This is a genomic window from Bradyrhizobium sp. UFLA05-89 (assembly GCF_059803475.1).
The window spans coordinates 14,683-29,352 of sequence record NZ_JBANBA010000121.1 but is presented as its reverse complement, the minus strand read 5'-3'; the positions used below and the strand labels follow the sequence as shown (position 1 = coordinate 29,352).

15 protein-coding genes and 1 tRNA gene are annotated in these 14,670 nt (G+C 63.3%); 9 read left to right on the top strand and 7 right to left on the bottom strand.

Annotated features, from left to right (window positions below):
* Nucleotides 1–27: 27 nt before the first annotated feature.
* Nucleotides 28–1,821, bottom strand: a complete 1,794-nt coding sequence (locus tag SO139_RS38755; RefSeq protein WP_474799425.1) for a peptide ABC transporter substrate-binding protein — start codon at nucleotides 1,819–1,821, stop codon at nucleotides 28–30.
* Between the two features lie 258 nt (nucleotides 1,822–2,079).
* On the bottom strand, nucleotides 2,080–3,498 hold the full coding sequence (locus tag SO139_RS38750) for a M20 family metallopeptidase (protein ID WP_449379334.1): 1,419 nt from the start codon (nucleotides 3,496–3,498) through the stop codon (nucleotides 2,080–2,082).
* A gap of 265 nt (nucleotides 3,499–3,763) precedes the next feature.
* Between SO139_RS38750 and SO139_RS38745 the strand changes: the two genes are divergently transcribed.
* The 3 genes from SO139_RS38745 to SO139_RS38735 all read left to right on the top strand — a co-directional run bounded on the left by SO139_RS38745 (nucleotide 3,764) and on the right by SO139_RS38735 (nucleotide 6,126).
* Nucleotides 3,764–4,735, top strand: a complete 972-nt coding sequence (locus SO139_RS38745) for a S1C family serine protease (RefSeq protein WP_449379335.1) — start codon at nucleotides 3,764–3,766, stop codon at nucleotides 4,733–4,735.
* Between the two features lie 37 nt (nucleotides 4,736–4,772).
* Nucleotides 4,773–5,843, top strand: coding sequence for a carboxylesterase family protein (locus SO139_RS38740; protein ID WP_474799428.1), 1,071 nt, complete (start codon nucleotides 4,773–4,775; stop codon nucleotides 5,841–5,843).
* Nucleotides 5,844–5,925: 82 nt separating this feature from the next.
* A complete protein-coding gene (locus SO139_RS38735) occupies nucleotides 5,926–6,126 on the top strand; it encodes a hypothetical protein (protein ID WP_027522122.1) in 201 nt (66 codons plus the stop codon).
* 75 nt (nucleotides 6,127–6,201) lie between these two features.
* Here SO139_RS38735 and SO139_RS38730 read toward each other — a convergent pair whose 3' ends face one another.
* The 3 genes from SO139_RS38730 to SO139_RS38720 form a co-directional block, all read right to left on the bottom strand.
* Nucleotides 6,202–6,870 (bottom strand): DsbA family protein, encoded by a 669-nt coding sequence (locus tag SO139_RS38730; protein WP_474799430.1) that lies wholly within the window; start codon nucleotides 6,868–6,870, stop codon nucleotides 6,202–6,204.
* Between the two features lie 132 nt (nucleotides 6,871–7,002).
* Nucleotides 7,003–7,482 carry a PaaI family thioesterase gene (locus SO139_RS38725; protein ID WP_474799432.1) on the bottom strand — a complete coding sequence of 160 codons (480 nt, stop codon included), beginning with the start codon at nucleotides 7,480–7,482 and terminating at the stop codon, nucleotides 7,003–7,005.
* Nucleotides 7,483–7,486: 4 nt separating this feature from the next.
* Nucleotides 7,487–7,912, bottom strand: a complete 426-nt coding sequence (locus tag SO139_RS38720) for an acyl-CoA thioesterase (protein ID WP_474799434.1) — start codon at nucleotides 7,910–7,912, stop codon at nucleotides 7,487–7,489.
* A 99-nt stretch (nucleotides 7,913–8,011) separates the two neighbouring features.
* Here SO139_RS38720 and SO139_RS38715 point away from each other — a divergent pair, with 99 nt between their 5' ends.
* A complete protein-coding gene (locus SO139_RS38715; RefSeq protein ID WP_474799436.1) occupies nucleotides 8,012–8,566 on the top strand; it encodes a TetR/AcrR family transcriptional regulator in 555 nt (184 codons plus the stop codon).
* Between the two features lie 43 nt (nucleotides 8,567–8,609).
* Here SO139_RS38715 and SO139_RS38710 read toward each other — a convergent pair whose 3' ends face one another.
* Complete coding sequence (locus SO139_RS38710) at nucleotides 8,610–9,101, bottom strand: hypothetical protein (RefSeq protein ID WP_449379341.1); 492 nt, start codon at nucleotides 9,099–9,101, stop codon at nucleotides 8,610–8,612.
* Nucleotides 9,102–9,303: 202 nt separating this feature from the next.
* Between SO139_RS38710 and SO139_RS38705 the strand changes: the two genes are divergently transcribed.
* Nucleotides 9,304–9,573 (top strand): PsiF family protein, encoded by a 270-nt coding sequence (locus SO139_RS38705; RefSeq protein WP_449379342.1) that lies wholly within the window; start codon nucleotides 9,304–9,306, stop codon nucleotides 9,571–9,573.
* Between the two features lie 89 nt (nucleotides 9,574–9,662).
* Nucleotides 9,663–10,748 (top strand): AbrB family transcriptional regulator, encoded by a 1,086-nt coding sequence (locus tag SO139_RS38700; protein ID WP_449379343.1) that lies wholly within the window; start codon nucleotides 9,663–9,665, stop codon nucleotides 10,746–10,748.
* A 149-nt stretch (nucleotides 10,749–10,897) separates the two neighbouring features.
* On the opposite strand, the gene SO139_RS38695 is transcribed toward SO139_RS38700, so the two are convergent.
* Nucleotides 10,898–11,440 carry a disulfide bond formation protein B gene (locus SO139_RS38695; RefSeq protein ID WP_449379344.1) on the bottom strand — a complete coding sequence of 181 codons (543 nt, stop codon included), beginning with the start codon at nucleotides 11,438–11,440 and terminating at the stop codon, nucleotides 10,898–10,900.
* Nucleotides 11,441–11,594: 154 nt separating this feature from the next.
* On the opposite strand from SO139_RS38695, the gene SO139_RS38690 reads away from it, so the two are divergent.
* From SO139_RS38690 to SO139_RS38680, 3 genes are all read left to right on the top strand, one after another.
* Nucleotides 11,595–11,679 (top strand) — tRNA-Leu (locus SO139_RS38690).
* Nucleotides 11,680–11,901: 222 nt separating this feature from the next.
* Nucleotides 11,902–13,269 carry a tyrosine-type recombinase/integrase gene (locus SO139_RS38685; protein WP_498541682.1) on the top strand — a complete coding sequence of 456 codons (1,368 nt, stop codon included), beginning with the start codon at nucleotides 11,902–11,904 and terminating at the stop codon, nucleotides 13,267–13,269.
* A 383-nt stretch (nucleotides 13,270–13,652) separates the two neighbouring features.
* Nucleotides 13,653–14,348, top strand: coding sequence for a DUF899 family protein (locus tag SO139_RS38680; RefSeq protein ID WP_498541681.1), 696 nt, complete (start codon nucleotides 13,653–13,655; stop codon nucleotides 14,346–14,348).
* Nucleotides 14,349–14,670 lie beyond the last annotated feature (322 nt).

The following is a 14,670-nucleotide window of genomic DNA, read 5'->3' as shown; positions in this document are numbered from 1 at the left end:
GGGAAAGACCCCGTCTACGTCCCGTGATCATGCCTCCCGGTACCAGTCGAACAGATTGTCGGTCTCGTTGGCCCAGCCGCTGACGATACACACCAGGTTATTGGCGGCTGCTTCCACCTTGAGGCGGTGCTGCACCGGGATGAAGACGACCTCCTTGATCAGGAGATCATTGGCCTTGATGTAGAGCTCCGCGCGCTTGATCGGATCCATCTCGGCTTCCGCGGCCGCGATGATCGCGTCGTAGTCCTTGTTGGCCCAGCGCGAGAAATTCGGTCCCTGCCACTTGTTCTCCTTGGTCGCGACGTTGTCAGACGTATAGCGGCGCATGTGCTGCGCGGGATCCGGCTGGCTCATGGGGATCTGGAACATCTCCATGTCGGCGTAGAACTTCGGATAGGTGTCGGGATTGCCGACATCCGAGGAGAAGAACACGGAGGCCACGACCGACTTGAGCTCGACGTCGATGCCGGCCTTCTGGCACGCCTGCTTGACGATGGCCTGGGTTTTCTGGCGCGGGCCGTTGATCGAGGTCTGGTAGAGGAGCTTCAGCTTCTTGCCGTCCTTCTCGCGAATGCCGTCGGCACCGGGCTTCCAGCCAGCGTCATCAAGGACCTTCGCCGCTTTCTCGATATTGAATTCCCAGGTGTTGTTTTTGGAGACGAACTTTTCGGGACCGTTGAGGAAGTTGGCCGTGGTCCGTCCCGCGCGGCCGTAGATCGCCTTCTTGACTGCCTCGCGGTCGACCAGCATCGTCAGCGCCTTGCGCACCGCGGGATCGGAGAACAGCGGATGCTTGGTCTTCATCGAGGAGCGCTCACCGTCCACCTCGATGTTGGGATCGGTGGAGTTCAGCACGATGAACTCGGTGTCGCCGCCGACCGCGTAGACCGCTTTGCCCTTGCCGCCCTTCTCTAGGCGCAGCAGCACGTCGTCTTCGACCTGGATGTTGTAGCCAAAATCATACTCGCCAGTCTGGATCACCGCGCGGGCCGCCGAGACCGCATCGCCGCCGCCCTTCATTTCGAGCGTGTCGAAATAGGGACGATTCGGCATGTGATAGTCGGGATTGAGCTCGCCGCGAACGAGATCGCCCGGCTTGAACTCGATGAATTTGTACGGGCCGGTACCGACCGGCGAGAGGTTGTTCGGCGCCTCGCGGGATTTCGCACCCTTGTAAGCCTCAAACAAATGCTTGGGGATGATCGGTCCGACCGCAGCGCCGACGAAGGCGTCGGCCCAGAAGGGGGTCGGCTTGGGAAACAGGATACGGACCGTAAGATCGTCGACCTTCTCCACCGTGATATCGCGATAGACGGCAATGCTGGTTGCTGCGGTCGCGGGGTCCTTCGCATATTCCCAGTTGAACACGACGTCGTCGGCGGTGAACGGCTTGCCGTCATGCCATTTGACGCCGGGCTTGAGCTTCCAGGTCACCGACTTGCCGTCGGCGGCGAGGCCGCCGTTCTGGATCGACGGGATCTCGGCCGCGAGCACCAGCTTCATGTTGCCGTCGGGATCCCAGCAGGCCAGCGGCTCGTAGAACAGGCGCGAACCGTCCTGGTCCTTGGTGCCGGTGGCGAAATGCGGGTTGAGAAGGGTCGGACCCTGCCACCACAACAGCTTCAGCGCGCCGCCGCCGCCACGCTTGGTAGGCTTGTAGGTCGAGGGCCCCTCGGCCATGGCGACGCCGCCGAGCGCGAGGATCTGGTTGGCCAGCGGGGCGGTCAGGCCGACAGCAGCCATGCGCTTGACGAAGGCGCGGCGATCCATCCGGCCGTCCGCCACCTTGTCGATCATTGCGCGCAGTTTCTTGTCCAGCATGGTTGTCCCCCGTCTGGTTCCGGTATGGATGCAGGCAACCGCAAAGGGCCGCCGGGTTAGCTGGCGGTAGATGGCACACCGAATGGGGCGCGCGTCAACTGCGACCGTGTGTATGCAAACGGTCTGCTGGCTGTCTCTTGGGCAAAACTCTGTTCCGCCGCTCAACCGTTTGGCAATTCGGCGGCGAAACGCCCGTTAATCAACGCTGCACTGCGGAAAATTTATTCGGCAGATCAGACGAAGTAACGAGACCGAATTCTACGCCACGGACATATCCAGCGGTGGTGCAATATGGTCCGGCAGCGGACAGACGTAAGGTGTCTTGGCAGTCCGCTTCGTCAGATCCGCTTTCGCAGCCTTGATCAGCTCCGGCTCCGTCAGCGCCTTGATGCCGAGACCGGCCATCGCCTTGGCGGCCTGCACCATCGCCTTGTGGGCATGCGGGGTCTTGCCCTGCGCCACCACCTGCCAGGTGTGGAACGGCGTGCCGATTGCAACCGTCGGTGCATGGACTTGCACGGTCGGCACCACCCAGCTCACGTCACCGACGTCGGTCGAGCCGACCAGCGGATTGCGCTTGGCATCGAGCGGCACCAGGAAGTCGGCGAGCGGCCGCTCCGTCGGCTCCATGCCGATCGCGTAATAGACCGACGCGATGTCCTTGTCGCTCAGCGTCGCGCGAATCTGGCCGGCGAAATTCTTGTCGGCATCGTCGAAATGCGGCGGTCCGAGCTCTTCCATCACCCGGTGCAGCGCCTGCTCCAGCGGCGCGTTGGGCAGGATGTTGGAGACTGCGGAAATGATCTTCATCTCTACCTTAGTCTCGGTCATCAGGGCTGCGCCCTGCGCGATCTTGCTCACGCGCTCGACGAGCTCGGTCATCCCTGGAAGATCACGGGCGCGGATGGAATAGCGCACGCGGGCATGGGCCTGCACCACGTTCGGCGCGATACCGCCAGTATCGAGCAGCGCGTAGTGCACGCGCGCGTCGCTCGGCATGTGCTCGCGCATGTAGTTGACACCGACATTCATCAATTCGACCGCGTCGAGCGCGGAACGACCGAGATGGGGCGAAGCCGCCGCATGCGAGGTACGACCGGTGAAGATGAAATCGGCGCGCGTGTTGGCAAGCGACGGCGTCACCGCGACTTCCCAGAAGCTGTGGGGATGCCAGGTGATGGCAATGTCGGCGTCCTCGAACGCGCCGGAGCGCACCATGAAGGCCTTGGCCGCGCCGCCTTCCTCCGCCGGACAGCCATAATAGCGCACACGGCCGGGCACCTTGTTCTCGGCGAGCCAGTCCTTCACCGCGGTCGCCGCGAGCAGCGCTGCCGAACCGAGCAGATTGTGACCGCAGCCATGGCCATGGCCGCCGGTCTCGACCGGACGATGCTCGGCGACGCCCGCCTCCTGGCTGAGGCCCGGAAGCGCGTCATATTCACCGAGGAAGGCGATGACCGGACCGCCCTCGCCCCACTCGCCCATCAGCGCAGTCGGAATGCCTGCGACATTCTCGGTGATACGGAAACCCTGATGACGCAGCTCGGCGAGATGCTCGGCGGCGGAGCGCGCCTCGGTGTAGCACACCTCCGGCGTTCCCCAGACCTTGTCGCTCAAGTCGATGAAACGCGCCTTGATCGTATCAATGCCACGCCAGATATCGCTGCGGTTGTCCATGCTTCGGTCCGTGATCCCTTTGTCAAACGAAGCACCAAGGGTTAGCAGCTTCGCCCGAGCGCGCCTAGCACCGGCCGGGACACCTGCCATGCGGCCGAAGCGGCACGCAAGTTGTGACACCGATTTCATCAATTCGCGTTGGCCGTCTGTTCCAACGGTCTTTCAAGACAGCCCTGCGAGGCATACATTGGCGGTGCTTCGCGCCTTGCTCGTTGCCGCAACTGCTGGAACGCCCAGGCCAAGAGACTTGCAAGGAGAGAACTCCATGCCCGCTCTGACCGAATGGAGAGTGCCGCCGGCACATCAGCCGCGTGCCGGAGACTACGGATTCGATCTCGACCGTGTGCTCTCCTCCGTCGTCGGCCTGCATTCTATCATCCCGTCGGACGCTTTCAGCGCCGAGACGCTCGGCACGGAGCGCGCCGGCAATGGCATCGTGATCGATGACGGCCTCGTGCTGACCATCGGCTACCTCATTACCGAGGCGGAAGCGGTATGGCTGCATCTTGGCGACGGACGCGTGATGGAAGGCCATGTGCTGGGTTTCGACCAGGTCACCGGCTTCGGCCTGGTGCAGGCGCTCGGCAGGCTCGACCTCGCGCCCGTTCCGCTCGGATCGTCGGCCGCGACCGGGATCGGGGACCGCGTCGTGCTCGGCGGCGCCGGCGGGCGCACGCGATCGGTCGCAAGCCAGATCGTGGCCAAGCAGGAATTCGCCGGCTACTGGGAATATCTGCTGGATGAAGCGATCTTCACCTACCCCGCCCATCCGAACTGGGGCGGCACGGGGCTGTTCAACGATCGCGGCGAGCTGATCGGGATCGGCTCGCTGCAGCTCGAACGCGAGCGAGACGACAAGGCCGAGCACGTCAACATGGTCGTGCCGATCGACCTGCTCGCGCCGATCCTGGACGATTTGCGTAAATTCGGCCGCGTCCACAAGCCGGCGCGGCCCTGGCTCGGGCTGTTTTCGACCGAGATCGATCGCCGCGTGGTGATCATCGGCATCTCCTCGAACGGACCCGCGGCCCGCGCCGAGCTCAAGACCGGCGACGTCATCCTGGCCGTCGATGGCGAGAAGGTGACGAGCCAGACGGGCTTCTATCGCAAACTGTGGTCGCTCGGCACTGCGGGCGTCGATGTGCCCCTGACGGTGCACCACGAAGGCGTCACCTTCGACGTGACGGTGACCTCGACCGACCGCATGAAGCTGTTGAAAGCACCAAGGCTGCATTGATTGAGGCTGCGCCAAAGCAGGACAGGAACACGGGGCCATGAGCGAGGCCGTGGTCGACGACATCGTGGCCGTGCTACCGCCGCTGCTCGATTCGTTGGACGCGCTCGGCTTCGTCGCGCGGCACCTGCACCCGCCGGCCTTCGACTCCGTCATGACCGCGATCGGAACGCCGGATAAGGCGTTGCAGGCCGCGCGCTCTGCGCTTGGCGAATGGCCGCAGGCTTTTGCCGACATGCGGAGCCTGCTCGATCGAGCCTGTGACGAAGCGCTCGCCGCGTTGGGCGGCTTGCGGACAGTTCAAGCCGGCAATGGCGATATCGTCGCGGTCTTCCGCGCGCTGCGACACACGCCGCGCGCGCTTGAAGCGCTCTATCCGCTCGCTCAAAAATTTCCTCCGGTGAGCAGCTTCTTTCTCAACGCCGCGATGCGCGAGAACGAAGATCTGTTGATCCAGCTCGCCGAAGCTCCTACCGGGCAGACCGGCATCTTCCATCGTAACAACGAGCCCGGCAGCCGCGGCGGCTACTCGCTCTACGTGCCGGAATACTACACGCCCGAGCGGTCCTGGCCGCTGGTGATGGCGCTGCATGGTGGCCGCGGCAATGGCCGCGGCTTCCTGTGGAGCTGGCTGCGCGACGCGCGCAGCATCGGTGCGATCCTGATCGCGCCGACCGCGACGGGTCCGACCTGGGCGCTGATGGGTGGGGACACCGACACGCCGAATCTTGCGCGCATCCTCGAAACCGTCCGCAACCTATGGAATGTCGATCCGTCGCGAATGCTGCTGACCGGCATGAGCGACGGCGGCACGTTTTGCTATGTCAGCGGGCTCGATCGCGCATCGTCCTTCACGCATCTCGCGCCGGTCTCGGCAACATTCCATCCGCTGATGGCGGAGATGGCGGATGCCGCGCGCATGCAGGGCCTGCCGATCTTCATCACCCACGGCAAGCTCGACTGGATGTTTCCGGTCCAGGTCGCACGGCAGACCCGGTCGGCGCTCTCCGCCGCCGGCGCAAACGTCACCTATCGCGAGATCGACGATCTCAGTCATTGCTATCCCCGCGAGATCAACGCGGAGCTGTTGCAGTGGCTGAATGGTGGGTGAACAGGTCGTCCTTATCCTCGCCGCACTGACCGGGAACTCTTGTCCGGCACTAAACGTTATTGCCGGTCACCGGAGGTTCGCTATGAGAGTTTTGTTCGGAATGATCCTGGGCGCGCTGCTGCTTGGCATTGGCGTCTACATTCACGATTCGATGCAGACGTCTGCCAACAGCGAGGTCGCTGCAACCAGTCGCACCATTGTCAACTGGGACGTCGCGAAGGCCGATTGGGACGCGCTGGTGGACCGCGCACACAAGGACTGGGTGAGAATTTCGTCGAAGTAACGGCTTGCGCTCAGCAAGCCATCGACAGGGCGCCGTCGCGATTCGCGACGGCGCCTTTGTCTTGCTGTGCGGCGCTTAGTTGCTCTTGCCCGCTTTCGCCTTGCGCGCGTCCGCGATCACCTGTTCGAACTCGGCCATGGTGAGCACGCCGGGCACGCGGAATTTGCCGACGATGAAGGACGGCGTGCCCCGGAAGCCGAAGGCCTCGGCCTGATCGCTGTTGCGTTTCAGGATCGCGTCGATGTCCTTGGCGCGGCCCGTGAGGTCGCGCTTCAGGCGATCGATGTCGACACCGGCGCCCGCCAGCAGCTCGTAGATGCGCGGCTCGGTCAGGCGCGAATTCACGCCCATCATCGCATCATGCGCCTGGTCGTACTTGTCCTGGAATTTGGCCGCGAGCGCCATCCGCGCCGCGGTCACTGAAACCAGTCCGAGGATCGGCCAGTCCTTCAGCACCAGCCGGACCTTGCCATCGTCCTGAACGATCTGGCGCAGCTCCGGCTCGACGCGGCGGCAATAGGGACATTGATAGTCGGACCATTCCACGATGGTGATGTCGCCGTCGCGGTTGCCGATCACAGGCACGTCGGGATCGCGCAGCACGGCGGCTTCAGTCAGGATCGTACCGTCATCGGCCGTCGCGGCGCGGCCGGCCCGCGGGCCGCCTGCGAGCACCACCCCGGCTCCGATCAGAGCAAGCGCCTCGCGACGCGTCCGTTTATCTTTATCTTTAAGTCCGATCATAACCCGTTCCAATTCGGCCCTTCGGTGCTTCTACGGCCTGCGGCGCAGGAGCGTTACGCACCAGCATATAGAGTGCCCCGCCGGTAATGACAGCCGAAAAAAGCGGTATGCGGGCCTTCCCGCCAGCTCGGATCAGACGGGAGAGCCAGCTCGCACCTGGGCGGGCGCCGCCTCGCGGCGGGCCAGCGCCATCAGCGTGGCGGTCATGGTCGCAACCAGCATCGTCACACCGTGCTGCCGCGCGAAGGCCTTGGCCTCGCAGAAAGTGAGCGTGCGGCCCGGCTTAACCACCTCGGCCTTGAAGATGAAGCCCTCGCCCCGCGCCGGCGCGACCAGACTCGTCTTGAACTCGACAGTGAGGATGTCGGCTTCGCGCGGCATCAGTGTGAAGGCGGCAACGCCGCAGGCGTTGTCGAGGCCTGCGGTGATGATGCCGGCATGCACGAAGCCGTTCTGCTGGGTAAAGCCGGCCGCATAATCCATCGCCAATTCCGCCTCGCCCGGCGCAACGCGCACGAGCGAGATGCCAAGCGTGCGCATGGCCGGCTGGCCGTCGAACAGCCGACCTGCGGCCGCACGAAAATCCGGATTCTTCGGCTCGAAGGCGGCCATCGCGTCACGCCATGATCGCCTCGGCGAGGTGCCGCATCGCGGTCTCGCGGATCACGGCTTCGAACGGTGTCGACCTGCGCGCCTCCCGGTCCATGTGCACGGCGGAGATCTCGCAAACTGCTGATATCTCGCCCGTCTCGGCGTTGCTCATCTCGTGCCGGAAGCGGATCGATTTCTCACGAAGCTCGAGCAGGACGCTGCGAATCTCGATGATGTCGCCGGCGAGCAGCTCGCGCTTGTAGGTGATGTTCTGCTGCACCGCGGCCATGCCGCGGCCGGAGGTACGCAGATAGCTCGGCGTCAGCCCGAGGCGCGCGAACAGATTCCAGTTGGCCTCGTCGAATTTGCCGACATACCACATGATGTTCATGTGGCCGACATGGTCGCATTGCCACGGATAGACCGTGCCGCGATAGCTCGCCTCCTGCATGGTCGTTTCCCGCCTTTTTGATTTTGATACGGTAGCGTATCAGACCCATCGCAGGTTAGCAATACGGCACCGTATCAAAGCTCGGTGAGAGGCGAATTCATGAGTGACGCCAAAGGCGATGTCTGGGTCGAAGTAGCCTTCGCGGAGCTTGCCCGTACTGGGGTCGAGGGCGTGCGGGTCGAGGTGCTTGCGAAAAATCTCGGCGTCACCAAGGGCGGTTTCTACCGCCGCTTCGCTGACCGCGCCGCACTGCTCGGCACGATGCTCGAACGCTGGCGCGAGGGGCGTACGGAAGCGATCGCGCAGCAGACGAGTCTCGACGGACAAAGCCCGCGCGAGCGGCTGAAAGCGGTGATCCAGCTTTATTCCGAACGCATGAACCCCGCTGCCATGGCGATCGAGCTTGCGATCCGGCAATGGGCGAGAGCCGACGAGCGCGCGGCGTCAGCGGTGGCGAGCGTGGATGCGGCGCGTCTCAAACATGTCGCCGAGCTCTATCGCGCGACGGGCCTTCCCGCCGATGAGGCCGATGCGCAGGCCTTCCTGTTCTACTGCTTTGTTTTCGGCCAGAGCCTGCTCTTCGTCGAGCGTGGCCCGCGCAAGCGGGCGCAGATGATTGCTAAGTCGGCAGAGAAGCTGCTCGCGAACGATTGAGCGGCCGGAGCGAGAGTCCCGGCCGCTCACATTACTCGAAAGCTTAGGCTGTGCCCTTCAGGCGCTTGGTGCATTCGCTGTAATAGCCGCCGCCCTTCTGGATCCACTTCAGTCCGCCATTGCCGTTGGTCGCCTTGTTGGCGTTGTACTGGTCGACGCATGTGTGCATGCGGGCCTTGCCGGCGGTCTCCTTGCTGTATTTCGGATCGACCGCGTTCGGGAAGACCGCGGGGCCAGTGGCAGCCGGCGCTGGCGCGGGAGTTGCGGGCGGAGCAGCCTCCTTCTTCGCCTGCTTGGGCTCGGCCGGGGCCGCCGGTGCGGCGGCAGCGGGAGCCGCGGCTGGGGTCGCATCGGCGCCGCACTGCGCTTTCCGGAAATCATTCCATTTCATGCCGCCCAGCGTGCCGTCCTTCTTGGCCGCCTGATACTTGGCACTGCATTCCTGCGTGGTCAGCGCCTGGGCCGGCGCGGTCGCGAGCAACGCCGCAACGCCCGATGCCGCAATTGCGCAGAACAATTTTGCCTGAATGGTCATCCTTCGTCTCCTCCTTAGATCTGCCCCGGGGGAAGTAAATTGGGATCACTATCCTAGCGTGTCGGCGGCATCCGACAAGGAAGTGATGACTTTCGCAGCCAAAATTTAGTGATCGCGATGCGCCATCCATTCATGTGGCGTTCAGCAATGCAGGACGACGTTCTCCGCCCTTGTTCAATTCGCAAACACAAGAGTGCAACACATGACCCTCGCCTCGCGCATCGCCGTCGTCGCCCTCGCCTCCCTGTTCGCCACCGGCACCGCCTTCGCGCAGACCGCGGCGCCGGCTGCCAAGAGCGATACCGCGGCCACCACGACCGACAAGAAGGCACCGAAGCAGCACTCGGCCGAATCGCTCGAATGCTCCAAGCAGGCGGATGCCAAGGGCCTGCACGGCAAGGAGCGCAAGAAATTCCGCTCCGAGTGCATGAAGGAAGCGAAGGCCGGCACCGCCGCCCCCGCCGCAAAGTAGTTCCGTCACATTCCGCCCTTTTAGGCGCGCGCATTGCGGCATGACACGGCCGCAATTGTGCGCGCCTTTCCGATTTGCCATAAGGCGGTGTGAAGCAGATCACCGCCTCCCTGCCCTTTGAGCTGCCGTCCCGCGCCAAGATCAGAAGCGCGGTCGAGACGCTCGTCATCGGCGCTGCCGGCGGACTGGTCTTCCTGTTCGCCAACTTGCCCGGCGGACTGATCTCCGGCGCCATGATCTCGGTCGGGATCGCCGCTATCGCCGGCCGCCCGCTCGCGGTGCCGCCGATCCTGACGCAGACCGTGCTGGTGCTGCTCGGCATCTCCCTGGGGTCCGTCGTTTCGCGTCATCTGATCCAGCAGCTCAGCGCCTATCCGCTGACGATCGGACTGCTGGCGCTTGCGACCTTCTGCTCGACCTTCGGCTCGAGCTACTACCTGCAACGCGTCCATGGCTGGGACCGCACCTCGGCTTTTCTCGCCGGAAGTCCCGGCGCGCTGTCGCAGATCACCATTCTGGCGGTCGAGCGCGGCGCCGATCTGCCGGGGATCGCGGTGGTGCAGACCATGCGCGTGATCATCCTCACCGCGGCATTGCCGATGGTATTGGCGATCGGGGGTGTCGCGCCCTCGGCGGCACCGTCGCTGACGACCACGATTGCCTCGCCGTTCGAGCTCCTGATCCTCGTCGTCGCATCGCTCGCCCTATCGCTCCTGTTGCGGCTCGCCAAATTCCCCGCGAGCTGGATGTTCGGCGCAATGATCGCTTCCAGCGTGCTGCACGGGGCGGGATGGGTCGAAGGCGGCCTGCCGAACTGGGTGCGCGGCGTGGCGCTGGTGGGAATCGGCGCGCTGATCGGCAGCCGTTTTGCGCGGATGAAGATCAAGACCCTCGCCGGCCACATCAACGCGGCGCTCGGCTCGTTTGCGATCGCGATTGCGGTCTCCGCCATCTTCGTCGCGATCGTCGTGCTGACCACTCATGTGAAGTTTTCCGACGTCGTCGTCGCATTCGCGCCGGGCGCGATGGACGCGATGCTGGCGTTGGCGCTGACCCTGCACATCGACCCGATCTTCGTCGGCGCACATCACCTGTCACGCTTCGTGTTTGTGACCATCGCGACGCCCGGCATCGTGCACCTGTTCGGACGCACGCAGGACGATGTGGATGATTGAGGGCCGTTTCTTCTCCCTCTCCCCGTCCTTACGAGGAGAGGGTCGGGGTGAGGGGCTACATCCGCAATCACTATGACAAAGAGACTCTCGGAGAATCCCCCTCACCCGGCGCCTCCGCTGACCTCTCCCCGCGAGCGGGGCGAGGTGAACTACCCCCGCTTCGCCGTCGCCACGAATCCCCATGCCGCGATCGCTGCCAACGCGAGCGAGATCAGCACGTTGTAGCCGGCGAGCGAGAGGCCGAGGAAGCGCCACTGCACCTCGTCGCAGCGGATCACCTTCACCGTGTCGAGCCGCGACAACAGATCGGAGGCCGAGCCGAGATTGACGACGGGACCGGAGCAATCGGTCGGGCCCTTCCAGAATCCCCATTCGACGCCGGCGTGATAGGTGCCGAGGCCGGCATTGGCCAGCGTCGCCAGCGCGAGCACGGCGAGCCCGGCAAGCAGCAGCGGCCGCGGCGCGCCGCCTCTTGCGGCAAGCGCCGTCAGTGCGCCGAGCGGGATCGCGAGGTAATAAGCGTAGCGCTGCTCCAGGCACAGGGGACAGGGCAGGATCTCCAGCACGAGCTGGAAGAACCACGCGCCCGCGATGGTCGCGGCCGCAATCAGGGTGACGGCCGCCGAGGCCGTGAGCGCCGGATTGGCGGCGGCCGGGCGGGAGGCTGGTATTGCAGCACTATTCGTCGTCACGACGGCCTCGGTGGTGAAGGGGTGAGGCTAGCCTCTAGCCTTCGCCGACGACCCTGTCGAGAACACCGAACATCACTTTGGCGCGGGTTGACCCCGCCTTTTCCATGGCTATAGTCCGCCGGCTTCGCGACGCCCAGCCACGGGCCGACCGGGGGCCCCTGTGGCGGAACTGGTAGACGCGCTCGACTCAAAATCGAGTTCCGCAAGGAGTGCTGGTTCGATTCCGGCCAGGGGCACCAACTAGGCTGTTCAGGCCCGTTCTCAAACGTCCGCAACCGTTCGCGCAGTGCTCGGAAACCCTTGAAAAATAGGCACTTCCACGTACATTTTCGTTCGTCACCGTTTGTTCTCATCCGATCCCAGCCGGCCGATTTGCTGGTATTTTTGCTGGTATCGTGCTGGTATCGGGAGAACAAACGTTCAGGGCGACTTTCGCTATTCCGAATGGTGGAATTGAGCAGATGGCCGGCAAGAACGATGGCGCGGGCGCCAATCCCAAGCAGATCAGGACCGACGTCGACTGCCGCGCCGCCCGACCGAAATTCGACAAGGGCGCGTGGAGTCCCGTCAAGATTTCCGACGTGACCGGTGGCTGGCTCTATCTCCTCGTCACGCCGGACGTGAGCAGGCCCGGCAACGCAGCCTCCAAGCTTTGGCGGATGGACTACCGCTTCCACGGCCGCCAGAAAACCTACTCCATCGGCGCTTACGGCAATGGTAGGGATGGCACGTTCTCGCTCGCGGACGCGCGGCGCGAGCGCGACAAGGCCAAAGACCTGCTCAAGAAGGGCAAAGACCCGAGCACAGAGAAGCAACTCGACCAGCACAGGCAGGCGGCTGCCCGGTCTTTCGGGCAATGGGCCGACGAGTGGCTCGCAAAGAAGAAAATTGAGAAAGTCAAACGGGGCAGGATTGTCGCGGTGCGCGACCCGAAGACCATCGAGGTGCTCGAGCTGCGTGTCGGCTACGTCAAGGCTCGCTTCGGCAAGTTGAGTAGGCTGGACATCAAGCGACCGGACGTCCTCGCTTTCATGCGTTTATACGAAACCGAGGGAAAGCTGGAAACGCGCGACCGCGTGCGCAGCATCGGTGAGCAAATCTGCGACTATGCCGATGTCGAAGGCGACGGCTACAATCCATTCCGCAACCTGAATGGGCAGATGATCGCCAACATTTCGACGCCACGTCCCGGCGTCACCGAACCACGTGACGTGACGCGCGTCTTCAAGCTCATCAACGCACCGTGGACGAGAGCAAGGTTTGGTGACGTTGTTGGCCTGGCCTTGCGCTTCGATGCGCTGACCATTCCCCGCCCCGGCATGGTCAATGAAATGGAGTGGAGCGAGGTCGATTGGGACGCCGAACGCTGGACTGTTCCAGCCGCGAAGATGAAGACCGGCTGGGACCATGTCGTGCCTTTGTCACGGCAGGCACTTGCAATCCTGCGAAGCGTTCAGAAGCTAACCGGACATCGCCGATATGCGTTTTCCTGCTCGAAGGACGCGCCGCTATCAAACAACACTCTCAACAAGCGCTTGCGGCTGCTGGGCATTGACACCAAGACCGATCATTGTGCCCACGGATTCCGGACCACCTTCTCGACGCTGTCTCACCACGAAGAGATCAAGGACGCCAAGGCCTGGGATGGCGATGTCGTCGAGCTGCAGCTTGCGCATCTCGATAACTCGACCGTGGAAGGTCTATACAAGAGGCACGGACCGCTCGCATTGATAGGCTCACGCACGAAGCTGATGCAGCATTGGGCCGATCGGATCGACCACTGGCTCGATCCAAAGAAGGTGATGCCGATCAAGGGTGGCGCTGCTTGAGTCACCTAAGAGGCGCCCCTGCATCCCGAACGCAGTGGTTATCTTCTAAGCTGTTGATATTTCTTGTTTGGCGGACGCTCCCATCCCGTTCTGTTCACGGTTGTTTCACCCAATTCATTGCGATTTCATTGCGACATTCGAGAACGAGAACAGCGCTGCCAGAGCTTCCTAGCCTGCTAGAGGCGCGGATCAGGACTCATCGCGGTCGACCGAAGCCGCGCTTTGGCCGCCCGCCGCTCTGCGGAAAGCGCCCGCGAATGTGGCGCGGCCGCGGACTGGCGCAAGAAGCGTAGGATGCCGAGCCAATTTTTTATCTCTCGAGATGTCGGAACGGGCTGCCGCCGGACGTCTTAGAGATATCCGCTCCAGCCAGAGGTCGCGCCATGGATAGTTCCATGCTGAAGCCTGCTTCCGAACTTGTTCGCACGAACACAGCCCATTTTCCCAACGAAAGCGCCGATTATCGCCAGGCCCGGCAAGGCCTCCTAACGGAGGAGATCGAGTTGCGTCGTCACATTGAGCGTGTCGCCGAACTCCGTCGGGCGCTGCCGCTGGGCGGGGAGGTGAAGAAACGTTACGTGTTCGAAGGCGAGAACGGCGAAGCGAATTTCGCTGATTTGTTCGACGGCAAGCAAACGCTCGCGATCTATAGCTACATGTTCGGGCCGCAGCGGCAGACGCCATGCCCTATGTGCACCTCATTCATGAGCACATGGGAGCACAAATTGCCCGACATCGAGCAGCGTATCGCGTTCGTCTTCATCGCGCGGTCGCCGATCTCGCGATTGATCGAGGCAAAGAAAGCGCGTGGCTGGACGCGACACAAGGTCTTCTCTGACATCTCCGGCGACTACACGCGCGATTATGTCAGCGCTGAGGATGCCGACGTGCCCGGCTACACTGTGTTCACGCAGCGCGAGGGCATGATTCGGCATTTCTGGTCCGGCGAGATGAGCGGCGCGATGGCCGACCCTCACCAGGATCCACGCGGCGCCCCCGACATTGATCCGCTCTGGACCATTCTCGACACCACACCAGAAGGGCGTGGCACCGACTGGTATCCAAAGCTTGCTTACTGAGCGCTCCGGCTATCACTGACAATGCGTGCCGGCGGCTTCGCCGGCATTTGCAATGCGGCGAGTCCGCCGCTGCATTTTCCGCAACTGGATCAGTTCGGTACTCGAAGACATTAGCCGCACGGTTACCGCTTTCGACAAAATCGGTGACAGAGGCCCCGGACAACGGCCGCCTTAAGCTCACTGCTTTCGGAAGTACGGTTTCCTTGCCACACAGGTGTTTTGACCACATGCCGCCTTGAACCAACGTTCCAGTGCTGTCCTAGGCGTCGCATCGTGAGGCGGCGGTCCGCTCAACTGGTTTTAGGGCCGCCCGCTCACGTGC